Annotated in this window: 21 protein-coding genes; 15 read left to right on the forward strand and 6 right to left on the reverse strand. The window is 36.7% G+C overall.

Features of this window, described 5'->3' with window-relative positions:
* Positions 1-24: 24 nt before the first annotated feature.
* Positions 25-1362, reverse strand: a complete 1338-nt coding sequence (locus HEQ28_RS02450) for an alkaline phosphatase family protein (protein WP_434504413.1) — start codon at positions 1360-1362, stop codon at positions 25-27.
* Positions 1363-1409: 47 nt separating this feature from the next.
* Positions 1410-2585 (reverse strand): Lnb N-terminal periplasmic domain-containing protein, encoded by a 1176-nt coding sequence (locus tag HEQ28_RS02455; protein WP_434503601.1) that lies wholly within the window; start codon positions 2583-2585, stop codon positions 1410-1412.
* Between the two features lie 119 nt (positions 2586-2704).
* Here HEQ28_RS02455 and HEQ28_RS02460 point away from each other — a divergent pair, with 119 nt between their 5' ends.
* The 4 genes from HEQ28_RS02460 (at position 2705) to HEQ28_RS02475 (ending at position 8258) form a co-directional block, all read left to right on the forward strand.
* Positions 2705-4006, forward strand: coding sequence for a hypothetical protein (locus tag HEQ28_RS02460; protein WP_434503602.1), 1302 nt, complete (start codon positions 2705-2707; stop codon positions 4004-4006).
* A 16-nt stretch (positions 4007-4022) separates the two neighbouring features.
* Positions 4023-4700: an LPS export ABC transporter periplasmic protein LptC gene (locus tag HEQ28_RS02465; RefSeq protein ID WP_434503603.1), complete on the forward strand. Its 678-nt coding sequence runs from the start codon at positions 4023-4025 to the stop codon at positions 4698-4700.
* Between the two features lie 3 nt (positions 4701-4703).
* Positions 4704-5978 (forward strand): hemolysin family protein, encoded by a 1275-nt coding sequence (locus HEQ28_RS02470; protein WP_434503604.1) that lies wholly within the window; start codon positions 4704-4706, stop codon positions 5976-5978.
* 138 nt (positions 5979-6116) lie between these two features.
* Positions 6117-8258, forward strand: coding sequence for a peptidylprolyl isomerase (locus tag HEQ28_RS02475; RefSeq protein WP_434503605.1), 2142 nt, complete (start codon positions 6117-6119; stop codon positions 8256-8258).
* Positions 8259-9779: 1521 nt separating this feature from the next.
* Here HEQ28_RS02475 and HEQ28_RS02480 read toward each other — a convergent pair.
* Positions 9780-10604, reverse strand: coding sequence for a hypothetical protein (locus HEQ28_RS02480; protein WP_434503606.1), 825 nt, complete (start codon positions 10602-10604; stop codon positions 9780-9782).
* A gap of 110 nt (positions 10605-10714) precedes the next feature.
* Here HEQ28_RS02480 and HEQ28_RS02485 point away from each other — a divergent pair, with 110 nt between their 5' ends.
* The 3 genes from HEQ28_RS02485 to HEQ28_RS02495 are packed head-to-tail and all read left to right on the forward strand — an operon-like array spanning position 10715 to position 13613.
* A complete protein-coding gene (locus tag HEQ28_RS02485; RefSeq protein ID WP_434503607.1) occupies positions 10715-11986 on the forward strand; it encodes a replication-associated recombination protein A in 1272 nt (423 codons plus the stop codon).
* A 29-nt stretch (positions 11987-12015) separates the two neighbouring features.
* Positions 12016-12978 (forward strand): D-2-hydroxyacid dehydrogenase, encoded by a 963-nt coding sequence (locus HEQ28_RS02490; RefSeq protein ID WP_434503608.1) that lies wholly within the window; start codon positions 12016-12018, stop codon positions 12976-12978.
* Positions 12978-13613: a trimeric intracellular cation channel family protein gene (locus HEQ28_RS02495; RefSeq protein ID WP_434503609.1), complete on the forward strand. Its 636-nt coding sequence runs from the start codon at positions 12978-12980 to the stop codon at positions 13611-13613. The genes HEQ28_RS02490 and HEQ28_RS02495 overlap by 1 nt, the downstream gene beginning before the upstream one ends.
* A gap of 64 nt (positions 13614-13677) precedes the next feature.
* Here HEQ28_RS02495 and nudC read toward each other — a convergent pair whose 3' ends face one another.
* The 3 genes from nudC to HEQ28_RS02510 all read right to left on the reverse strand — a co-directional run bounded on the left by nudC (position 13678) and on the right by HEQ28_RS02510 (position 16672).
* Positions 13678-14454 carry an NAD(+) diphosphatase gene (gene nudC, locus HEQ28_RS02500; RefSeq protein WP_434503610.1) on the reverse strand — a complete coding sequence of 259 codons (777 nt, stop codon included), beginning with the start codon at positions 14452-14454 and terminating at the stop codon, positions 13678-13680.
* Between the two features lie 3 nt (positions 14455-14457).
* Positions 14458-16203, reverse strand: a complete 1746-nt coding sequence (locus HEQ28_RS02505) for a bifunctional metallophosphatase/5'-nucleotidase (RefSeq protein WP_434503611.1) — start codon at positions 16201-16203, stop codon at positions 14458-14460.
* Positions 16204-16339: 136 nt separating this feature from the next.
* The gene (locus HEQ28_RS02510) at positions 16340-16672 is read right to left on the reverse strand and encodes an RNA recognition motif domain-containing protein (RefSeq protein ID WP_018464751.1); all 333 of its coding nucleotides are present in this window, start codon (positions 16670-16672) and stop codon (positions 16340-16342) included.
* A gap of 1081 nt (positions 16673-17753) precedes the next feature.
* Between HEQ28_RS02510 and mazG the strand changes: the two genes are divergently transcribed.
* The 8 genes from mazG (at position 17754) to HEQ28_RS02550 (ending at position 23642) form a co-directional block, all read left to right on the forward strand.
* Positions 17754-18587, forward strand: a complete 834-nt coding sequence (mazG, locus tag HEQ28_RS02515) for a nucleoside triphosphate pyrophosphohydrolase (RefSeq protein ID WP_434503612.1) — start codon at positions 17754-17756, stop codon at positions 18585-18587.
* Positions 18588-18604: 17 nt separating this feature from the next.
* Positions 18605-19168 carry a hypothetical protein gene (locus tag HEQ28_RS02520; RefSeq protein ID WP_434503613.1) on the forward strand — a complete coding sequence of 188 codons (564 nt, stop codon included), beginning with the start codon at positions 18605-18607 and terminating at the stop codon, positions 19166-19168.
* 14 nt (positions 19169-19182) lie between these two features.
* Complete coding sequence (locus HEQ28_RS02525; protein WP_434503614.1) at positions 19183-20097, forward strand: ribonuclease Z; 915 nt, start codon at positions 19183-19185, stop codon at positions 20095-20097.
* Positions 20098-20276: 179 nt separating this feature from the next.
* Positions 20277-20588 (forward strand): T9SS type A sorting domain-containing protein, encoded by a 312-nt coding sequence (locus tag HEQ28_RS02530; RefSeq protein ID WP_434503615.1) that lies wholly within the window; start codon positions 20277-20279, stop codon positions 20586-20588.
* 78 nt (positions 20589-20666) lie between these two features.
* Positions 20667-22199 carry a L,D-transpeptidase family protein gene (locus HEQ28_RS02535; RefSeq protein WP_434503616.1) on the forward strand — a complete coding sequence of 511 codons (1533 nt, stop codon included), beginning with the start codon at positions 20667-20669 and terminating at the stop codon, positions 22197-22199.
* 4 nt (positions 22200-22203) lie between these two features.
* Complete coding sequence (locus tag HEQ28_RS02540; RefSeq protein WP_434503617.1) at positions 22204-22749, forward strand: RNA polymerase sigma factor; 546 nt, start codon at positions 22204-22206, stop codon at positions 22747-22749.
* Between the two features lie 50 nt (positions 22750-22799).
* Positions 22800-23183: a hypothetical protein gene (locus tag HEQ28_RS02545; RefSeq protein ID WP_434503618.1), complete on the forward strand. Its 384-nt coding sequence runs from the start codon at positions 22800-22802 to the stop codon at positions 23181-23183.
* Positions 23184-23201: 18 nt separating this feature from the next.
* Positions 23202-23642 (forward strand): hypothetical protein, encoded by a 441-nt coding sequence (locus HEQ28_RS02550; protein ID WP_434503619.1) that lies wholly within the window; start codon positions 23202-23204, stop codon positions 23640-23642.
* Positions 23643-23644 lie beyond the last annotated feature (2 nt).

Consider the following 23644-nt stretch of genomic DNA (forward strand, 5'->3'; position numbering starts at 1 on the left):
CAATATCCTTTATTCTACAATATGTTAGAATAAAGGAATGTTTTCACAAGCGTTTGGCGCTCTGATGCGAATGCTTTTTGCAATGGTAGGCGCAATTCTGTCTACCGTTACGGGTGTGGTAATGCGTTCGGCTTTTATATTCATTCCATATATAATGATAGGGAAGGGAATAACAGCTGTACGACTAGTATATGTTTCTTGTGTATTTTCGTTTAAGAGTTTCCAACCTGGTGTGACATCAATGACAATGTCTCCACTAATGTTTGGACTGAACGCATTGCGTATTTTTTTTATGTCATTGTTTCCTCCAGCAAGCAGTTGCTCGCTAGTGTATACATTTGATACCCCGGCACTTTGGGTAAGTATTTCCTTGCATCGGTTTTCAACATCATGAAGACTCAGACGTTTCTGCTCTATTAGTTTATGATTAAGAAATATCTGATTACCGAATACGGCTTCAACATAGTTTCCCTGTCCATAAATAGCGCTTATATAAACGTTCAGCAGATTGGCGGTTCTGTTTATATAGAATGTTCCTGTAGGAATCCTGTATAAAGCATAATCATTGCTTTCATCTGTTTCTGCTCCAGTACTTGTAATTACAAATATAACATGTTCCTTGCCTATGGTCTTCTCTATAGATTTTACAAGATTACCAAGTGTGTTGTCTAGCTTTGTGTAAACACTTTGCATCCTGTTTTGCCAATTACCAACTGCGTCGTCAGAAGATGTTGCCGATAGGGTTATTGACAGCATATCAGTGATATTGTCAGTTCCCATTGATGTCTTGTTGACAATCTCTCCGGCTTTTACTGCAATGTCGTCGTTATTTATGTCGTGTGAGAATATTCCGTTGTTCAGCCATCTTGGTGATGCACCATAATATGGACTGGTCTGCCATTTTCTTCTTGTACTGTCAAACCATATTGCGTTGTCAGCTGCATGACCTGCTGACAGTATGGCAGAACTCTTATCTGCGGCTATACTATAGACAATACTTGCACCTGCTGATGAAATCTTCATTTCATCACTTACCGTAGATGTCTTTAGATTTGCGGGTGAATCCCCATATCGATTGTCATCAACACAATATATCTGTCTTAGTGTATTTCTGTCAAGCCACTGTGGTGAAACTATCCCGTGGTAATATGGAATTGATCCAGTTGCTATTGTTGCTATTGCGGCTGGCTCTGTAACAGGTTTGAATGGATATGATGCAGTTTCGTAAACTTTGCCTTCTTGCATAAGTTTGCGAAAACCATCTTGATTGAACAGTGGTGAGAAAGCCTCTACATAATCAGAGCGCAACTGGTCAATAGTAATATTGACCACAAGGCGTGGTGCAAGCTGGAATGCTTGCATTTCTGCTGATGTGAGCGCTGCTATTAGTATGGCTATATATCTGTTCACTATAGTTGTTTCTTATGTTTTAATAATTGTGATAATAAATCACGTTGGGATACAATGAGCAAAATAAATGCCAAATATTCCAAACCGTCAGCATAGCTCTGTATAATCCCTCCGAAAATGAACAACACCAAACAGGTAAGTATTGTCAAATTATACTTTTTGTTGCGGGCCAATGCTGGAACAAGCATTCCAAGGTTGAGAGGATTAAGAAGTAATATCTGTAAATTCAGACTCACCGTAGGGTGCTGACTGAATATCATTGCCGTTATTATTATTCCGCAAAGTCCGGTGATAAGCCATACACTCCACATTACTATTTTATAAGGAAGTGGATGTTTTGTTTTTTTCCAGCTTGCCAATAGTATAATCACAATGATTACACCGATAAGATAATATGGACTGAATATGTTTGAGTCAACGGCATTATTTTCAACAGAAGATTTGTTCTTAGCAATTAGATAATGCTCTTGGCTGATGAAGTTGTAAACCTTTCCGTCTGCATATCTTATTTTTGCAGTTTGCCAGTCTCTGCTTAGATTATCAGGAAGAAATTGCTGTTCTTTTCCGTCAATACTTCTATCTGCGTTAACTCCAAGTAGTAAATCGTTTCCCCAACGTGCCCAACAATGGTCCCCGTTCCATTTGTGAATTTCTTTTCTGTATGAACTGCTAATCTTTTGATTATCTTGTGTTTCTACGTTTCCGCTAATGTTTTGGATTAAAATATCACGAGCTCTTGTCGTGCAGTTGTCATAGAAATAGTTGTATCTGTAAGTTCTGTTTTCTGGCAAGTAATTCTTTTCTATTGCCATTGCAATTTTCATTTTGTCTTGCAATGGAATATTTAGTATCTGTTCTTTTACCCATCTTCCCTCGCTATCATATTCTTCCATGAAAGCGTCAAAAGGCATAATACCCATTTCATAATCTGTAAGTCCGAATACGAAACGAAGTATGAAAAATCTTTGACTAAAAGAAAACATACCATAGTTGACCACAAGATCCTGATTATTCTTTAAGTCATGAAACCTTATGGCTGTGTGTCCGTAGAGAGAATAAACTTCCTCACCAGGTCCGCAAGTCAATAGACTTATTTGTATAGAGTCATTTTTGCTGTTATGATAATGTTGCTGTGCCTTAACATTACTTGTTAAAGACAGTAAAAAAACAACCAATGAGCTTATAAAAATATATTTAAAACGTTTCACGATGCAAAAATAACTTATATTTCTGACTTAACGTGCATTTATTTCTATTTTTTTTGATAATTTTGCAAGCGATTATTTAGAAAAATATGAAAAAACTAATATTGTGCGCTGCTTTGATGGCTATATTTTCATCAACAGCTTTAGCCCAAAGTGGCACGAATTCACCATATAGCCAGTATGGTCTTGGTGTGTTATCTGATAATGGAACAGGGTTTAGCCGAAGTATGAACGGGCTGGGCTTAGGTTTTCATGATCATAATCAGATAAATACTCTTAACCCTGCTTCGTATGCATCGTTAGATTCCTTGTCTTTCATTTTTGATGCAGGGTTCTCTGGACAGGTTACGAATTTCCAAGAAAATGGAGTTAAGAAGAATGCTAATAACGCTGACTTCGATTATGTAGTTGCTGGATTCCATCTTGCAAAGCATTTGGGTGTTAGCTTCGGTGTTCTACCTTATACTAATATTGGTTATAGTTATTCTTCTACAGGTAAACTCAATGCATCTTCTAGCCCTACAACATATACAAACACATATAGTGGAACAGGTGGTATTCATCAGATATATCTAGGAGCAGGCTGGGAACCGATTAAGGGTTTGTCTTTTGGTTTTAATATCGGTTATCTGTGGGGAAACTATGAGCGTTCTATTATTAATTCATATAGTAATGCTTATATCAATACTCTTTCTAAATATTATACAGCCACAGTCAACAACTATAAACTTGACTTGGGCTTGCAATATACGGCAAAGATAAACAGTAATGATAATCTTACTCTAGGTCTAGTTTATGGATATGGTCATAAGTTGAGTTCTAATCCAAAATGCCAGATGATTTCTACAAATTCGAGTACTGGTGTGTCGGATACTACAGCAATATCAATTTCTAACGGACTTTCAATACCTTCTACGTATGGAGCAGGCTTAATGTACAATCATGCTAATAAACTTAAGTTGGGTGTAGATTATTCTCTTATGAAATATTCAGGTATGGGATATCCTATGTCTACACTTACAACTGACGGTAAACAAAACTATGAACTAGTTAATGGAGTTTACAAAAATCGTCAAAAACTTACTGTTGGTGCAACATTCTGCCCTAACGAGAACGGACGTCATTTCATGGACCATGTAAGATATAACATCGGTGCTTCTTATGCTACACCTTATTATAAAATAAATGGACAGGATGGTCCTAAAGAATATGGAGTGAGTGCCGGTTTTGGAATTCCAATCATCAACGGATGGAATAATCGCTCTTATATTAATATCAGTGGTTCTTGGACAAAACAGGAAGCTGTGGGGCTTATCAAGGAAAATACGTTTCGTATTAATATAGGATTCACCTTTAACGAGCGTTGGTTTGCTAAGTGGAAGGTTCAGTAAAATTCCGTACACACAATTGAAATCAATATCATCAATTATATTATTGTCGGCATTGCTGTTCTTCGTTTCATGCGAGGAGCAGCATGAGCATACAGCACCGGCTATTCATGCACGTGACTCTGTAGCTGTTATGACAAGTTATGGAGTCAATACTCTTATTTCTGATTCCGGAGTCGCAAAATACAGAATTGTAACAGAGGAGTGGGAGATAAATACAAATCTTCATCCGTCACGTTGGTTGTTTAAGAAAGGTGTCTTTTTGGAACAGTTTGATGAGAAATTTCATGTTCAATCATATATCCAGTGTGATACGGCTTATTATTATGATCAGATAAAACTATGGGAGCTTCGTTCACGAGTTCGGATATTGACTAAAGACGGAATACGTTTTTCAAGTCAGCAACTCTTTTGGGATGAGAACAAGCACGAACTTTATTCTTACGTGTTCTCAAAACTCGTAACAAAGGAACGTACCCTTCAGGGAAATTTCTTCCGCAGTGACGAGAAGATGACGAAATATATCGTTACTAACACAAAGGGTTCTTTCGAAAAGAATGACTTCAGTAATGATGGAAGTACCACACCAGGAGCAAATACGGATTCTGCTCGTCAAGCACAGGATTCTATAATGAAGGCACAGCATCCGTTTGCAACACCGCAACGTAGAAATACGTCAATACCTTTGATGCATTAAATAATGACAGAAAATGTAGACATATTACTCATATTGGGCATATTTATAACGATGCTCTTATCAGCGTTCTTCTCAGGCATGGAGATTGCCTTTATATCAGGCAATCGAATGTTGTTTGAGATGGATAAGGAGGAAAATGGTCTGTCTACTCGTATCATAGATTTATTTTATAGGCGTCCTAACGATTTTGTTAGTACTATGCTTGTAGGTAATAACATTGTGTTGGTTGTGTATGGTATAATGATAGCCAAACTATTCAATACAACGATTTTCTCTGGAATGGATGCAACTTTCACTGTTACTGCCGATACCGTGTTATCAACTCTTATAGTGCTGTTTACAGGAGAGTTTCTCCCCAAGACACTATTTAAGAGTAACCCCAATAGGTTACTGAAATTCTTTTCACCTTTAGCTTATTTGTTTTATGTCTTTCTTTGGCCTATAAGCCGTTTTACAACATCCCTGTCAAAAAATATTTTGCATGTTTTAGGAGTGAAGTTGAAAAAAGAGGAGACAGGTGATGAATTTTCAAAGGTAGACCTTGATTACCTAGTGCAGTCAAGTATAGACAATGCAAAGAATGAGGACGATGTGGAAAATGAAGTAAAAATATTTCAGAACGCATTGGAATTTTCTGATACTAAGGTCAGGGATTGTATGATTCCGCGAACCGAAATCAAAGCTGTGGAATACGATAGTTCTAAAGAAGACTTGATGCAGAAATTCATTGAGAGCGGAAATAGTAAAATTATTGTATATCATGATGATATAGATCATATAGACGGTTATATCCATTCGTCAGAAATGTTTCGCAATACTACTGGTGATTGGCATACATCAATATGTAAGATGCCTTTTGTGCCAGAAACAATGACAGCCCGCAAGCTGATGAAGATTTTTCTTCACGACAAGAGAAGTCTTGGTATTGTTGTTGATGAATTTGGTGGAACAAGTGGTATCGTGTCACTTGAAGATATTGTGGAAGAAATATTCGGAGATATTGAGGATGAACATGATAACAATAAGTATATTGCGCAAAAAAAAGCTGAAGGCGAGTACATGCTTTCAGCAAGGCTGGAAATTGAAAAAGTTAATGAAATGTTTGACTTAAAAATACCCGAAAGCGAGGAATATAAAACTGTCGGAGGTTTTATACTTTATCATTATCAAAGCTTCCCTAAACTTAATGAGGTGGTGAAAATCGGAGATTTCTCTTTTAAAATAGTAAAGGGTACAATGACAAAGATTGAACTCGTGAAATTGAATATCAACAGATAACACTGTGAAAAAATACCTTAATCTACAAATTTTACATGAAAAATTGGGTCGTTTGCTATTTTATTGTTATTTTTGTAGGCACTTTGAGTATAAAGTAAAGAATATAAAATAACTAAAAATAAAAACAAATTTAAAGTAATGGCAGCATTAGGAAAAATTAGAAGCAGAGGCGTCATACTGATGTGTATCATCGGTTTCGGTCTTTTTGCATTCATCGCCGAAGAGGCTTTCCGTTCTTGTGAGTCTTCTCGTAACAACGAACGCCAGCAGGTTGGTGAAGTTCTGGGAGAAAAAGTTAATGTTAACGACTTCCAGAAACTCGTTGATGAGTACAGCGATGTTATTAAGATGCAACAAGGCACACAGTCTCTTAACGATGAACAACTGAATCAGGTTAAAGACATGGTTTGGAATACTTATGTTCAGACAAAGATTGTTGAGAATGAAGCTAAGAAGCTTGGACTTAAGGTTACTGATGCAGAAATGCAGAATATTCTTAAGGAGGGTACTAACCCAATGCTTCTTCAGACTCCTTTCGTAAATCAGCAGACAGGACGTTTCGATGCAAACGCATTGCAGAAGTTCCTTGCTGAATATGATTCTCAAAAGAATACAAATCCACAGGCTGCTCAGCAGTATGAGACAATCTACAAGTATTGGACTTTTATTGAGAAGACACTTCGTCAGCAGACTCTTGCACAGAAGTATCAAGGTCTTCTTTCTCATTGTTTCCTTTCTAATCCTGTTGAGGCAAAGATGGCTTTCAAGGATGAGAATGAGGAAAGCCAAATTCAGCTTGCTGCATTCTCTTATAGTACTATTCAGGACGATAAGGTTAAGATTACAGATGATGATTTAAAGGCTAAATATAATGAGTTGAAACCTCGTTTCCAGCAGTATGTTGAGAGCCGTGACATCAAGTATGTTGATTATCAGGTTAAGGCTTCTGCTGCAGACCGCATGGCTTTGCAGAATCAGTTTGCTGGTTATGCTAAGGAATTAGCTACAGCTACAGATCCTGCTGTTGTAGTTCGCAAGAGTACTTCTTCAATCAACTATTTAGGTATTCCTGTTGGCAAGACAGCTTTCCCAGCCGATATCACAGCTAAACTAGCTACAATGACTGTTGGTCAGACAACAGGTGTGTTTGAGGATAAGGCAGACAACTCTCTTAACATTGTTCGTCTTATAGCTAAGCAGCAACTTCCTGATTCAATTCAGTATAGACAGATTCAAATTGGTGGTGCTACTCCTGCAGCAGCTCACAAAACTGCTGACTCAATTTATACAGCTTTGAATAACGGTGCTGATTTCGAGGCTATCGCTAAGAAGTATCGTCAGGAAGGTCAGAAGACTTGGATGACTACTCAGCAGTATCAGAGTGCTCCTTCTATGGATAATGATACAAAGAACTATATTAATAGTCTTAACACGATGGCTGCCAACGAGACCAAGAATATTGCTCTTACTCAAGGTAATATTATTGTTCAGGTTTTGGACCGTAAGGGTATGACTGATAAGTATACAGCCGCTGTAATAAAGAAGAACATTGAATTCTCTAGAGATTCATACAGCTCAGCATATAATAAGTTTGCTTCTTTTGTTAGTTCAAACCAGAAATCAGGTGATATCCTTAAGAATGCTTCTAAATATGGTTATAGAGTTCAGGAAGCTTCTGATGTAACAACATCAACTCACTATCTTGCAAATATCCACGGTACTCGTGATGCTTTGAAGTGGCTGTTTGATGCTAAGGAAGGTGCTCTTTCTCCAATGTATGAGTGTGGTGACAATGATCATTTGCTTATCATAGCTCTAACAAAGATTAATGAAGTTGGTTATCGTTCACTTGATGATCCTCGCGTTAAGGAGATGGTAAAGGCTGAAGTTATGAAGGACAAGAAGGCCGAGATGCTCATGGCTAAGGCAAATGGAGCAAAGAATATTGGTGCTGCAAAGGCTAAGGGTGCACGTGTTGCTACAGTAAGCCAAGTTACTTTCGCTGCTCCTGTATTTGTTTCTTTGACTGGTGCTAGTGAACCTGCTGTAAGTGGCGCTGTTGCTGCTACTGCAAAAGGTAAATTCTCTAGTAAGCCTGTTAAGGGTAATGCCGGTGTTTATGTATTCCAGGTTGTAAATAGAGTCAATCGTGCTGCTAAGTTCGATGATAAGACTATGGAGCAGAAACTTCGTCAGAAGACTATGCAGTATGCTGGAAACTTCATGAACGAGCTTTATATCAAAGCAAACGTTGTAGACAACAGATATTTATTCTTCTAAATTATTGAAGAGTTTACAGTTTAGCCCCATCTGATTTATTTCAGATGGGGCTTTTTTGTAGTTGAATCATTAGTTGAATCATTAGTTGAATAAAGCCTAGAGATTACTAAAACAACGTTTTTTGATTATACCATATTAATTTGTTCCGTATTATCAATTAAGTAGATTAAGTATGTCTACCATGCGTTTCTAGTTTTATTTAGCTTTGTAGCTCGATATCCCCCTCCAAAAGCCAACAAACAGAGGGTATGAATATATGTAGCTTGCAAGATTTAGCTACGCTAAGCTACTTTATTTTGTGACGTTTAAGAACAGACTGTATTTTATGAGTAAGTTTGTCAAAGAACTGTTGACTGCATCGGAAGGAATAGATTCAGTAAACACTATCAGAAATTTCAAGCTTGTTTAAATGTTCTGCCGAATTCCGCTAAATTCTCGGCAAAGATACTGCGAAATTTTTGTCCATGCAATGGGATTTGGGGCAGATGGTTAGCCAAAGTATTAATTGCTAATGCTATATATTGGCACGTGTGTGCGCATGCGCACTCTTCCTTTTTCGTAAAAACAAGTGTCGATGTGTCTATCCATTGAGCATCAATTTATTAGAACTCTTTTCGGGTTGAATAAAGTGATGGCTATTTGTCGGTAAAATATGGGTGAAAATGCTCCTCGTATAGCATTGCACTTTATGAAGTAATTTGGTGCGTTTTTCAATGTTTCGTGGTGCGTTTTACGATGAAATGCACTGCGTTTTACGAAGCAATAGGAGGTAAAACATCGTAGAAACGTTTGCGTTTCTATATGAAAACAGTTACGTTTCTATATAGAAACGCATACAAAACTCGAAATTTATCCATCAGATCAGCGCCACTTTATTTAGAGAATTTCGTCGATAAAATACTGATATTCATTATGTTGACTCTTCGACACTTATATTTTTCAAAACCCTAAGTGCGCGCGTGCATGCGCGTACATTATATAGGAAGAAATAGATGACGTAGCTCATCGAAGCTAAATAGACCTAGCTACGTGTCGTCAATCCTTCTGTTTATAGGCTTTGCGAGAGATACCGTAGTTGCCGTAGCTAAAAAACACTTAGAATTCTGGGAGTTTGGCTAAATGTACAAAATTTAAATCGTTACGAAGAAATCTAAGCTCCAAATATTTAGATTATCATACTTAAAACTAAATATTGCTGTCCGGTAAAACTTTTGTTTAAATTTAGTTGTTGCTAAAAGTACTCTAAAACGAGTATATTTGTGCTTTTCCAAGGCTTTTATGTCTAATATATGGTAATATAAAGCAATTTACTCTTGTTTACTATTCAAAAGAAAAAGTAAGCCCCTTAGTTTGGAAAGCGCTTGAACTCCCTATAAATAAAGGACTTTAAGACTTTCAATTTGTTTTTACCGGACAGCAATAAAAACTAAACATTAATCATATATTGGCCATAACTTAAAATTATAGCATAAAAAAAGAGCTCATCGTTAAATGAACTCTTTTGGTTTATATAATTTTTATTTAAAAATCTTCATCATCAGTTACTTCTGTTGCCTCAAGGTCTAGTCCCTCCGGATCAGCATCATAAGTTGTACGATAACTCTCTTCTGTAAGTTTATCCTCATCAAAGAGATCATCTTCTTCGTCAGGATCATTATAATGGTCTTCAACTACAACATCCTCTTCGTCGTTTTCATTCTCCTCTTCAATTTCTAACTCGTCTTCATTCTTTTCAAAATCGTCTTCTGACTCAAACTTGGTCTTAGGCTTTTCAAACTCAGGTTTTTCCTTAGCAAATATAGCTTCAACCCAGTTGCCTTTTGGAATTTCAAGAACTTCAAATCCGTCTTTTGTTTTCTTATCATACATTCCGCCGACTTTCTTAAGTCTGTCCTTTGGCAATGTAGTGGTGCTGATATCAAAACCACTTTCTATTATATCTTGAATGCTTTGTGAAAGGCTATCCCAGCCACCGCCGAAGTTACGGTCGATGACCTCTAGTAGCTTTGTTGCTGAAATATGGCGAATGTTTTCATAGGTCAGGTCAGTGACTCTCATTATTGGGCGCTTTTTTATAGCCCATTTCATTTTTGTATTTTCGTCAACCTTTACATAACCTATTCTAAATCCACGTTCCTCATATTTTGAAATAACGATTGGATTGTCAGTTTTAATTTCTTCAATTTCGAATGCGCTTCTGATAATGTCAGTATATCTGCGCACATTATCCTTTAGGTCTGCTTCTTTTTCTGCAGCTTCCCACATCCTATAGACATCATTCTCCTGTATATCCCAAACGTTGCTCTTATTTAGAGTCTTGAAAGTTAGAACTTTTTGCTGTTTCATAAATGTAATTTATCTTTGCTGCAAAAGTAAATACTTTGCATCATATTCACAAATTTTTAGCCTAGATTTTTTTGTTATATTCAACTAATTCCTTATTTTTGCATATAATTATGAGTGAACCATTAGCAGAAAGAATGCGTCCACGCTCGCTCGACGACTATGTTGGACAAAAGCATTTGGTAGGAGAGGGTGCTGTTTTGCGCAAGATGATAGACTCCGGAAGGATCTCATCGTTTATATTATGGGGACCGCCCGGAGTTGGTAAAACTACTCTTGCGCAGATTATTGCCCACAAACTAGATACGCCATTTTATACCCTTAGTGCGGTAACGAGTGGAGTTAAGGATGTGCGCGAAGTTATTGATAAGGCTAAAAATGGAAAGTTCTTCAGTTCTGCTTCTCCTATATTATTTATTGATGAGATACATCGTTTCAGTAAGTCGCAGCAGGATTCTCTTCTTGGTGCAGTGGAGCGTGGAATAGTTACATTAATTGGCGCTACTACAGAAAATCCATCGTTTGAGGTTATCCGTCCTTTGCTTTCTCGTTGTCAGATGTATGTACTGAAGCCGCTTGAAAAAGATGATTTACTGAATCTTGTGCAAAGGGCGATAAATGATGATGTTGAACTTTGTAAACGCAAAATAACACTTACTGAGAGTGGAGCACTGCTTAGATACAGTGGAGGTGATGCCCGTAAACTCCTTAATATTCTAGAACTTGTGGTTGAGTCAGGTGACAATGCTGATGTTAATATTACTGATGCTCTTGTTGAGAGCAGGTTGCAATCTAATCCACTTGCTTATGATAAGGATGGAGAGATGCACTACGATATTATCTCGGCTTTCATAAAGAGTATTCGTGGAAGTGATCCTGATGCAGCATTGTATTGGTTGGCAAGAATGATAGAGGGAGGAGAAGATCCGCAGTTTATTGCCAGAAGACTCGTGATAAGTGCAGCTGAGGATATAGGACTAGCAAATCCAAATGCACTTCTTCTCGCCAATGCCGCTTTTGATGCAGTGATGAAGATTGGTTGGCCTGAAGGACGTATTCCGCTTGCCGAGGCTACAGTCTATCTTGCAACAAGCCAGAAGAGTAATTCTGCTTACCTTGGTGTGGATGCTGCTTTGGCAAAAGTTAGGCAGACTGGTAATCTTCCTGTGCCTTTGCATTTGCGCAATGCACCTACGAAGCTTATGGCTGAACTGGGTTATCATGATGGTTACAAATATCCTCATGATTATCCAGGTCATTTTACAGAACAGCAGTATCTTCCTGACGATTTAAAGGATGATAGCTTCTGGAAAGGACAACATAGTTCGGCTGAAGAAAAGCTCAACAATTGGATGAATCAATGTTGGGGTGATAGATTTAAATAAGATGTAGTTTACATTTATATATTGAAAAGATGAAGATAGTAGAGTTAGATGGATATGGAGTAAATCCTGGCGATTTGAGTTGGGACGCAATAAGCAAACTTGGAGAATTCAAGCTTTATGACCGAACATCACAGGAAGATGTAGTGTCAAGAGCTAAAGATGCAGAGGTAATTCTTATTAATAAGGTAAATATTACTGATGAAATAATGGCTCAGTTGCCAAAATTGAAATATATAGGAGTACTTGCCACTGGTTACAATGTTGTGGATATTGAGGCGGCTAGCAGACGTGGTGTATTGGTTTCAAACATCCCAGCATACAGTACGGACAGCGTAGCACAGATGACATTTGCCCACATCCTTAATATGGTAAACCGTGTGGAACATTATGCTGATCTTAATCGTAAGGGACGCTGGAGCAATAATCCTGATTTTTGCTATTGGGATACTCCGCTAATGGAAATAAGCGGAAAGACTATCGGTGTTTTGGGATTAGGAAGTATTGGTAGCAAGGTAGCACGTATTGCCCAAGATTTCGGTATGGATGTGTATGCTTTTACTAGTAAAAGTTCAAGTGACCTTCCTGCTGGAATACAGAAGACCACTATAGATGGGCTTCTTTCAGTGAGTGACATACTAACACTTCACTGTCCTTTGACATCAGAAACAAGAGAACTTATAAATCAAGAATCTCTTAAGAAAATGAAGCGTGGAGCATTGCTCATTAACACTGGTCGTGGACAATTAGTGAACGAACAGGATGTTGCAGAAGCTTTAAATAGTGGACAGCTTGGTGGATATGGTGCTGATGTGATGTGTGAAGAACCTCCATTGGCAGACAATCCTTTATTTGCTCAGCCAAATGCATTTATTACTCCACATGTAGCTTGGGCTACCATAGAGGCACGCACAAGATTAATGAATATATTGGAGGAAAACTTGAAGTCATATATTGACGGAAGTCCTAAGAATATTGTAAATAAAACAAAATAATGATAGGTCCTAATCCTGAAGTTGCACGCACAGTGCAGCAGATAATAGAATTTGTAGGAACTTTTACTTTTGCTATTTCTGGAATAAGAATGGCCGCTGCCAAGCATTTTGATTGGTTTGGTGGTTTTGTGTGTGGTTTTGTGGTTGCAATCGGTGGTGGAACAATTCGTGACGTTATGCTTGGGACAACTCCTTTTTGGATGACCTCAACTATTTATGTAATATGTTCCGTGATAGCATTACTTGTTTATATTCCATTTGCTAAGTCGTTAAATCGACTTGAAAATGTGTGGTTGATATTTGATACATTGGGACTTGCACTCTTTACGATAGCAGGAATTCAGAAGACGCTTGAATTCGATTATCCTTTTTGGGTGGCAATAATTATGGGTGGCATAACGGGTTCGGCTGGTGGAATAATTCGTGACGTATTGCTTAATAAGGAACCTATTGTTTTTCAAAAGGATATTTATGCTATGGCTAGTGTCGCTGGAGGATTGGTGTATTGGCTGATGATGACGTTAGGCATTAATGTGGGACTTACTGCAATTGCAACCTTTTTAGTAATATGTATAATACGGTTTGTTGCAGTTAGATTTCATATTTCGCTTCCAACACTCAGGAATGAACAATAATAAATATACATTAAATGTAAAAGGGCAGTATAGATTATACTGCCCTTTTCTTGTAGATATATTTTTACCTTGAATTATGTTCCAACCAATCATCGATAATCATACGTGCAATACTTAACTTTTCTGGTATTGTTGGCAGATTGTCTTTTTTGAACCAACGACCGTTAGCTAGTTCCTCGCGCTGCAAATGGAGTTCTCCTTCAACATAATCGGCATTGTATCCAACCATTAATCCGCTAGGATATGGCCATGGTTGACTTCCAAAATACTTTATGTTGTTGATAGTGAGTCCTGTTTCCTCAAGTACTTCTCTGTTTACAGCTTCCTCTAAGGTTTCACCAGTTTCAACAAATCCAGAAACAAGTCCGTAAAATTCTCCTCTGAAAGTTTTTGCGTTAACCAATAAAACCTCATCTCCCTTATGAATAAGTACTATAATCGCAGTAGCCAATGATGGCCACACCTCTTTACCACAATTAGTGCATCGCTTGCTGATGTCGGTATGCATCTTCATTGGGGCTCCGCATACACCACAGAATTTGGTGTTTTGATCCCAATAAAGCAATTCGTGACATTTACCAGCTTTATCATAAAGTGACTTAGGAAGTTTATAAAAACTCTTCCTAAGTCCACACATTTCAAATTTTTTGTTGTTGGTAACAGGACTGTCAATATAAAACGTCTTCACATCGTCTTCATCAGCAAAGGCCACGTTCATTACGTGAGTCCATTCTTTTGTTGCAACCGGTGATTCTTCGCTTTCTGGAATAGAGTAGGTTCCATCATCATGCTTTTCTAGCACAATTTCATCTTTACAGAAAATAAACCAAAGTTTCTTCATTTTTTATTTCTCATCTTTAGCGTCTGCTTTATGTTCAAACAGAATTACGCTGTCACGTTTTGCTGCTGGAACCGTCCATTCTTCAGGAATAAATTTCCAATTATTGTTTGGCTTTGCATAAACTGTTCCCATTTTTTCAATTTCCTGCATCAGGTAATAGCGTTGATCACGTGGACTGCGATAAATAATTCTGCTGTCTAAGCTGTCTTTAGGTATACCGGCACCTTTAGTGAGTAATTCTCCACCACCATTTCCACGGTAACTATTAAGTGCTACCTTATACCATTTATTTTCGTCAAAGTGTCTTCCATCGCTCATACACATAATCTTGACTTTCTCGCCATCTGGTTTAGTGACATCAACAACATAGTCAATACCTGCGGCTGAGTCAAAATTGAATGTAAAATTCTTGAAACCAAGTCTTTGTGCGTCTCCACGAGTATCTGACAATAATAATAGGTGATCGTCAGCACTCTTCATTGTGTTTACCCATAAGTCGTAACTCATTTCAAGATGCTTCCTAATTTCTTCACCTGTCATTCTCATTACATAGAGTTGGTTTTCAAATCTGTAGAGATTGAACATATCTGCAACTCTCACTGGTCCGGCCTTTATAGATGCGTCAAACTGAAGTGGGGCATTGAAGGCTACATCTGCATTAGTGATTTGCAGCTGAAGATTTAGTATGAAGTCGTTGAATGCAGAAGAACCAAAATAGCAGTCGCGTGTTGAGATTGTGTTATTAAAGTTTCCAATAATTCTATCCACATAGTTGTTTATCTTTTCAATCTGTGGTTTGAAGTGATCCATGTATGCAGAGTCAACATCTTCCTTTGTTACGTCAACAAGATTTCCTGTGATATTTTTTCTTATAACTCTTCCATGTCTATATGTAAGTTCGATCTGAGCTTCAGCCACGGTAAGAGCATTGTTGGCGGGGTCAATGCAAAGCACATTTTTTCCTGCGACATTCTTTATCATCTCGTTATCTCTCGTATGATCATGTCCAAACATCACAACATCAAATCCAGGTACCTGTGTCGCAACTTTCAAACTTGCATCCTCTTCATATTCTGAGGTAGTTATTCCACCAGACTTTCCACTGTGGAAGAGACCGATGATTAAGTCTGGATGTTCTTTCTGCTTGATAACTCTCATCCATTTTTTTGCAGCAGTCACCATGTTTTCAAATCTCAAACCCTGCCAAAGATTCTTTGTAAGCCAGTTTGGTATTGCTGGAGTAAGCATTCCCATTACCGCAATCTTAACACCATTGCGATAGATGATAGTATATGGTTTAACGTATGGTTTGCCAGTCTTGGCGTTCACAACATTACAGGCAATCATTGGGCATTTCACCTCTTTAATCCATTTATCGTAAACAGCGTGTCCAGGTTCTACATCGTGGTTACCCAAAGTTTCTGCATCATATTTCATATAGTTTATCACGTTGGCAGCGATGTTGCTATCATTGGTAGCCACATAATTGTAGAAATAGCTAGTGGGTTGTCCTTGCAAAATATCTCCATTGTCTAGCAATACAACGTTACCCGCATTGCGCTGTCTTTTAACATAACTGCTGACACGCGCCATTGAACCTTGTCTAGGCTGTCTGTTAGCAAAGTCGTAAGGAAAGAAACTACCGTGAACGTCACTTGTTTCAATAATTTTTAGGCTGATGGTCTTTTGCTTAGCAAAAGCACTGCTACACATAAATAATGCTATAATAGCAAGAGTTATATTTCTCATAAATCTATTGTTTTATATTTTGCAAAGTTAGCACATTTTTTTCCATTAAACGTAAAACACATAAAACAAAAATAGGAGAAAAAACATAATGTTCTTTCTCCTATTTGATTTGCAGATAGTTATCTATCTGATGATTTTAATATCTTCTGCGGTTGTAACCACCATCGTTATTACCACCAAAACCACCTCCACGGTTGTTACCGAAAGAACGACGCTCAGGACGATCTTCTTTAGGACGTGCAACGTTAACACCGATAGTTCTTCCGTCGAAATCAGTCTCATTAAGGGCATCTATAGCTGCTTGACCTTCTTCATCATTAGCCATTTCAACGAATCCGAAACCACGTGAGCGGCCAGTCTCTCTGTCTGTAACGATTTTAGCAGACGTAACTTCGCCAAACTTTGTAAATAAATCTGATAAGCTTTCACTCGTGGTGTTCCAGCTCAAATGTGAAACATAAATGTTCATTTTCTTTTCTTTATATTAATTAATTATTGATACAACGCCAATGGCGCATGTACCTTCTCTTTCTTTTGTTGTATATCAATATGTGAAATTTTGAATCACGATACCAATATCTGGTTTTTACAGCTTGTGGCTGTTTCTTCGAGAAAAGACGGGAAATAGATTTTTATCATAATTGACCGCTAATTCTCCATTAACATCGGAGTGAACAATGATGTCGATTCGGAATTGAATTAACCGCAATATGAAACAGCGAAAAACTCACACTCAAATAATATCCAGTATAAACTCGTTTGTTTATGGGTTCAAAGTTACTTTCTTTTTTTTATATATCAAAATTTGAAGCGAAAAAAAACACATTAAATTAGATTTATTTTGCTTTATTGGGCAAAAAGCACATATTTAAACCTAAATATGATAGTTTTCTTCACTCACTTGAGTGATAGTGAAGCGTAGTAATCCTGTTTTCAAACTTGAGTAATCATGTTTTTGGAGGTGGTTGATTACTTAATATAAAGAAGTTATACATCGTTTTAACAAAAAAATGAAGAGAAAAAAGAATTATTGAAGTTATTATTTAGATTTTAAGTTCAAAGTATTAAATAATATATGTGATTATTATTTGTTCTGCCGTTTTAATGCATGTCAATATGGTATATAGTCTACTTGATATCAATGAATAGTCTCCGTATCAGATATTCTAATATATTGATAGAATACCCAAATAGCCTTTTTGGCATGAGTAGGCTATTATGCAGTAAGTATAAGGAAAAGAATAAAAAAGAAAATCACCAAGGTTGTGTAATCCTGCAACCCATATTAGAATGTTCCGTATTATTTTTTTTAATAAGCCATAAAGGTAGTATCTTGAATAGTTTAATGTTACTTTTTCCCGATCATATTACTAGTTAAAGTCCTATAAATAAAGGGTTTATGATATTAGAGATATTTCAAAAACTTTTATTGTAGAGTGAAATAGAAAGCTATAGGTAATATCACTTATATTAATATGTGTAAAGTGACTATTGAGAAAGTTGTCGATAGAAAGTTTTGCGATTTAATTTATTATTCATATATTTGTGCTATGAATTCATTTAAACATCATACAAAAGAAGAAAAGATGCAGGCTTTTGGTCGCCTGCTTGACGTACAGGACAGATTGAGAAAAGAATGTCCATGGGATAGGAAACAAACTAATGAAAGTCTGCGACCTAATACTTTAGAGGAGGTATATGAACTTTGTGACGCATTAATGAAATGTGATGATAAGGAAATATGCAAGGAACTTGGCGATGTAATGGAACATGTTGTGTTTTATGCATTGCTGGGGGAAGAAAAAGAAAGTTTTGATATTACTGATGTTTGCGACAAGTTGAGCCATAAACTAATGTTTCGTCATTCTTTTATTGATTGGACGGGATGGGAAGGTGATCCGAAATCAGAATTAGCTGAAGCTCCGATTGATTCTTCTGAGGTAGAAATGACATGGGAGCAGATGAAACAAAAAGAAAAAGATGGAAATAAAACTGTACTTTCTGGAGTTCCGTCTGCTTTACCATCATTGATTAAAGCTTATAGAATACAGGATAAAGCTCGTAATGTTGGTTTTGACTGGAAGCATAAGGAAGATGTTTGGGATAAGGTGCGTGAAGAACTTGGTGAGTTGGAGGTTGAATTAAACAAGAAAGATGTAGAAAATTCTACGCGTGAATTGGGTGACTTTATCTTTAGCGTAATAAATGCAGCACGCCTATACCATCTAAATCCCGATAATGCATTGGAATTGACTAATCAGAAGTTTATAAGTCGCTTTGGGTACATTGAAAGCAAATGTAAGGAACAGGGAAAGGATTTGAAAGACCTTACTCTGAAAGACATGGATAAACTTTGGAACGAGGCTAAGAAATTTGATAGATAATAAATATTATTGATGATATGAAAAAAATATTTTATGTTTCTTTTATGATGATTGCTGTCATTTCAATGATAGGATGCAATGGTAAGGGAAAGAAAAGCGCACTGTTAAGCGATAAAGATACTGTTGTGTCTAAAGCTGCAGCTGATACTACTGTTTATGGTGTGTGTGGCGAAGGTACTGCAATGCACAGTCTTGAGCTCATCACTGATGGTGGCGACACGATTAACTATATTATTATGGATGAGGGAGCAGACTCAGCCAGTGTTCTCGGAGGGCTTTTGGTTGGTGACAGATTAGCTGTTGTCGGACATAAAGTGGATAAAGAAAATTATGCAACGACAGTTTTAAATATAACAACTCTTCAAGGAAACTGGACAAGTTTAGACCGCAATTTCGAAATATTGGAAGGTGGAATCGTAAAAAGCCATGTGAAGGCAGAGTCAAATCCTTGGACAGAATGGAAAATATGGAATTGTAAGTTGTTGCTTAATAAAGATACTTTTGCAATTAATAATCTTGGTGCAGACTCTCTTTATCTTGAAAACAAAGATGGCATCTTTGTTTATAAGCGTCAGAAATAACTTGGATCGTAAATATGCAACCATTTAAAATCCATATTTTAGGCTGTGGATCAGCCTTGCCGACAATGAGACATTATGCTTCATCGCAAGTCGTAGAGATAAGAGGTAAACTGTTTATGATTGATTGTGGTGAGGGAACACAGATGCAGTTGCGTAGAAGTAAAATACGATTCACCAAAATTCAGGCAGTGTTCATCTCTCATTTGCATGGTGACCACTGCTTTGGGCTTATTGGTATGATAAGTACTTTCGGTATGCTTGGTCGTGTGGCAACGCTTCATATTTATGCACCAGCAGAACTAGGTGAAATACTTCAAAATCAGATAAACTTTTTTTGTCAAGGACTTGAGTTTAAAGTTGAATTTCATTCTGTAGATACAACAAAGAAGGCTGTTGTATATGAAGATAGGAGTCTTGTCGTTGAGACTATTCCTTTGCAACATCGTGTACCAACTTGTGGTTATTTGTTTCGAGAAAAAGAGGGCTGTAGACATATAGATAGGGAGATGATAAACTGCTATAATATACCGATAAGCCAAATTAATAATATTAAAGCTGGAGCAGACTGGACTGATGAAGATGGAGAAATAATTCCAAATAAAAAATTGACAAAGCCTGCTGATAAGGCACGTTCTTATGCTTATTGTAGCGATACAAAGTATATTCCAAATCTTTATAAAAGTTTGGAGAATGTAGATGTGCTTTATCATGAAAGTACATACGCAAAAGATAATGAAAGTCGTGCTAAATTGTATTATCATTCAACTGCAGAGCAAGCTGCTCATGTAGCAAAAGATGCAGGGGTAGGGAAGTTGCTTCTTGGACATTTCAGTGCTCGTTATGAGAATGAAAGCTGCTTACTGGATGAAGCAAAAAGTATATTTGCAAATAGTTTCCTTACAAATGAGGGAATGGTTTTTGATGTTTGAAATCGTAAATATTGTTAAGATTATAATATTTTCCTATTTGAGTAGTTGTACTGTGTCTGTAAAAAGATTACCTTTGTCTGGATATTAATGTATGCACTATGTTTTAATAATGTGATAATAAGCGTGATAGACATTGCATGTATTATTTCTTTTAATACGGAATCAATTTCAAAAACAAGATGGCAAGACATTGGTATTATATATTTATCTTCATAATAGCATTCTGTACATTGTCAACTCCGTTGCTGGCAAGTAACACGAGTGGAATAGAGCAAATAGCTGAGTTTAATGATATAAATATCTATTTTGAGCAGAATAATTTGCGCGTCACAGGTGGTGAGGGACTAAAATTGCAAATATTCAATGTTACTGGAGTCTTGGTGGTTAGTCAAAATATAGATAGTACCGACAAACGATTTGGTCTTGACTTACCACGAGGATGCTATATTGTTAAGGTTGGGAAGTTAGTGAAAAAGATTTCAGTAAAATAGTATTTTTATAAAAACTGAGTTTTGAGAGTATTCAAGATAAAATTGTGTCTTTTTCTTTCGGTAATTATTATCTTTTGCATGTTTTCATGTAGAGAGAAAACCACAAATCCAAATATTAATTTGACTTTGTCTGACTTTGATAAGTTGGACACTTCTGCTTATGCACTTAATTCACATCGGATTAGAGAATATCTTGACGTGATGATAAATGCAGATAATGATTCAATGGCTGCAGACAATCATCTTAAAGGTTATTACACAAATAAAGGTGGATTCTTGTGGATAGACCGTTGCGGTGTGGATAATCGTGCAGAAATTCTTTTGAACTATATCAGTAAGGTCAATGAAATGGGATTTAGCAGAAATAAGTTCAGATATAGTCAGATTGAGCGTGATTTAAGAAGAGCCCGTGAGTTGGATTTTGACACATCGCATAATTCAATAAATAGGGTAATGGCGAGATTGGAGTATAATCTGACTAAGGCTTATTTACGTTATGTTGTAGGTCAACGCTTTGGATTCTTTAATCCTTCATACGAATTGAATAGATTAGATCCATATGATGGAGATTCTACCGTTGTGACATATCGTAAGTTGTTTGATATTCCAATGGAAAAACCTGACAAGACATTTTATAGAACTGCTATACGAAAGATAGGAGTTGACAGTGTTGCTGAATTTTTGAAAGATATTCAGCCAAAAGATAAATTGTATTGGCAGTTTAATGAAAAGCTAAAGCAAACTAATTCTAAGTCTCAGAGAATAAAGATATTATGCAATATGGAAAGGTGTCGCTGGAGATTAAAAGACTATCCTGATATGCATGAAAAGTATGTGTTGGTAAATATTCCATCATTTCACTTGAGGGCTGTTGACGGTAAGAAATCTCTTGAAATGAGAATCGGATGTGGTTCTTTCGAAACGAAGACACCATTGCTTACTAGTGCAATAATGCGTATGGATATTAATCCACAATGGATAGTTCCACGTAGCATTATAAAAAAGAGTATTATAAATCATATAGGAAATCGTTCTTATTTTGAAAGTCATAGATTTTTTGTTAGAGAACGACGTACTGGTAAGAAACTTAGTTTCGATAAGGTTACTTGGGGGATGCTTAATAGCGGTGATTACCTTGTTGTGCAGGCTGGTGGCGTTGGTAATTCTTTAGGAAGGATAATCTTCAGATTCGATAATAGTTTTAGCGTGTTTATTCATGATACCGATCAGCATGGAGTCTTCTCGCAAGAAGATCGTGGTGTCAGCCATGGTTGTGTACGTGTTCAGAAACCTTTTTCTCTTGCGGTGTTTATGTTGAACGACAAGAATGAAGATATTATAAGTAAGATAAAATATTCCATGACTGCTCAAATTGGGGGTGATAATACAGTTTCTGCAGATGATAAAAAGAATGAAAACTCAGAATTCAAGAAAGATACTTTGGATCATTCTCGCATACTAAGTATGATTAATGTGACTCCAAAAGTTCCATTGTTTATCACTTATTTTACTCTTTATCCAGACTTTGAAGGCAATATCAAATCGTTTAGTGACGTTTATGGATATGATAAAGTGATTTTCTCCACATTGAAAAATTATCTGGGGTATTAATAAAATGGAATACAACGAAAACGAAATATTAAAGGAACTGAAGAATGAGCAAACCTGTAGGCGGGCTTTTTCAAAGATTGTAGAACACTACAGTCAACCCCTTTATTGGAAAATTCGTCATATCGTTGTAGAGCATGAAGATGCTAACGATATTCTTCAAAATACCTTTATTAAGGCTTGGAGTAAGATAGATGGCTTTCAAAATAAGGCAAGTCTATATACTTGGCTTTATCGTATAGCTATAAATGAAAGCCTAGATTTTATTCGCTCACAAAAGAATAACAATAATGTCAGTGCTGATCAAAATGAAGGATTAGCATCAAGGCTGATTGCTGATGAATATTTTAATGGAGACGAAATACAAGCCAATCTTCAGGAGGCTATTTCGCATTTGCCTGATGTACAGCGCTCGGTGTTCTGTTTAAGGTATTATGATGAAATGAAATATAGTGAAATGAGTGAAGTGCTAGGTACTAGTGAAGGCGCACTGAAAGCAAGCTATCATTTGGCGGTTAAGAAAATTGTGGAATTTTTTAAACTTCATGATTAAACTTTCCGTATAACGATTCGTCAAACATGTAATATAACAAAAACGCAGATATGGATAAAGATGAGGAAAAGCTAATAAAGCGATTTGGTAAAGTTGAACCTTATAATGTGCCTGATGGCTATTTTGAAGACTTTACCAGACAGCTGATGAGTAAGTTGCCAGACAAATCCCATAAAACCGGAATTGTAGAATTTCATCCAATGTTGTGGAGTTCGCGTTTGCGTGGTGGTATCGCCGCAGCAGTTATTGCCGCAGCATTGACAATAGGTGTTTATACCTATATTGGAAAATTCAATGTAATTAACTCATACGAAAGATCTTCTATGCCACAAAAAGAGAATATAGAGCAAAGTAAGACTAACTTTGATCAAATGGCTGATTACACGATGATGGATAATGAGGATATATATGCCTCTTTGGTGGATAATAAGTAAATAAGAAAGGTGTTTATTATGAAGTATTATGTAATGGTATTTTTATCAGTGATGTTTTTGGCTATTCCCGCTATGGCTGATACTCCTGAAAATTCTCGCCCGAAGTTTGACCCAGAACGTTTCGAAGCTTCATTAGAGCAATTTATAACAACAAAGGCTGGGCTTACACCACAGGAAGCAGGGCGATTTTTCCCTGTATATAGGGAGATGCAGAGTAAGATAAGAGTGTGTTTTAATGAGATGCGACTTCTTCGTCATACAGATGTTAACGATAATGTTATGTCTGAAAAGGCAATTCGTAAAATAGACTTAATAGATATTGAAATTAAGAAGATACAGCAGAAATATCATAATAGTTTTTTTAAGATATTGCCTGCAGGCAAAGTGCTTGAAATATTAAAGGCAGAGGATAAATTTCACAGACAGGCTTTTAAGCAGGCTTTTGCTCCAAAGAATTAAGA

The organism is Prevotella sp., from assembly GCF_051059605.1.
Lineage (GTDB): Bacteria > Bacteroidota > Bacteroidia > Bacteroidales > Bacteroidaceae > Prevotella.

Coding starts and splice junctions, on each gene's coding strand:
- HEQ28_RS02475 (WP_434503605.1), top strand. CDS start 6,117: ATGGCAGCATTAGGAAAAATTAGAAGCAGAGGCGTCATACTGATGTGT.
- HEQ28_RS02470 (WP_434503604.1), top strand. CDS start 4,704: ATGACAGAAAATGTAGACATATTACTCATATTGGGCATATTTATAACG.
- HEQ28_RS02550 (WP_434503619.1), top strand. CDS start 23,202: ATGAAGTATTATGTAATGGTATTTTTATCAGTGATGTTTTTGGCTATT.
- HEQ28_RS02535 (WP_434503616.1), top strand. CDS start 20,667: ATGTTTTCATGTAGAGAGAAAACCACAAATCCAAATATTAATTTGACT.
- HEQ28_RS02480 (WP_434503606.1), bottom strand. CDS start 10,604: ATGAAACAGCAAAAAGTTCTAACTTTCAAGACTCTAAATAAGAGCAAC.
- HEQ28_RS02505 (WP_434503611.1), bottom strand. CDS start 16,203: ATGAGAAATATAACTCTTGCTATTATAGCATTATTTATGTGTAGCAGT.
- mazG (WP_434503612.1), top strand. CDS start 17,754: ATGAATTCATTTAAACATCATACAAAAGAAGAAAAGATGCAGGCTTTT.
- HEQ28_RS02545 (WP_434503618.1), top strand. CDS start 22,800: ATGGATAAAGATGAGGAAAAGCTAATAAAGCGATTTGGTAAAGTTGAA.
- nudC (WP_434503610.1), bottom strand. CDS start 14,454: ATGAAGAAACTTTGGTTTATTTTCTGTAAAGATGAAATTGTGCTAGAA.
- HEQ28_RS02450 (WP_434504413.1), bottom strand. CDS start 1,362: ATGCAAGCATTCCAGCTTGCACCACGCCTTGTGGTCAATATTACTATT.
- HEQ28_RS02490 (WP_434503608.1), top strand. CDS start 12,016: ATGAAGATAGTAGAGTTAGATGGATATGGAGTAAATCCTGGCGATTTG.
- HEQ28_RS02510 (WP_018464751.1), bottom strand. CDS start 16,672: ATGAACATTTATGTTTCACATTTGAGCTGGAACACCACGAGTGAAAGC.
- HEQ28_RS02540 (WP_434503617.1), top strand. CDS start 22,204: ATGGAATACAACGAAAACGAAATATTAAAGGAACTGAAGAATGAGCAA.
- HEQ28_RS02530 (WP_434503615.1), top strand. CDS start 20,277: ATGGCAAGACATTGGTATTATATATTTATCTTCATAATAGCATTCTGT.
- HEQ28_RS02495 (WP_434503609.1), top strand. CDS start 12,978: ATGATAGGTCCTAATCCTGAAGTTGCACGCACAGTGCAGCAGATAATA.
- HEQ28_RS02460 (WP_434503602.1), top strand. CDS start 2,705: ATGAAAAAACTAATATTGTGCGCTGCTTTGATGGCTATATTTTCATCA.
- HEQ28_RS02520 (WP_434503613.1), top strand. CDS start 18,605: ATGAAAAAAATATTTTATGTTTCTTTTATGATGATTGCTGTCATTTCA.
- HEQ28_RS02525 (WP_434503614.1), top strand. CDS start 19,183: ATGCAACCATTTAAAATCCATATTTTAGGCTGTGGATCAGCCTTGCCG.
- HEQ28_RS02485 (WP_434503607.1), top strand. CDS start 10,715: ATGAGTGAACCATTAGCAGAAAGAATGCGTCCACGCTCGCTCGACGAC.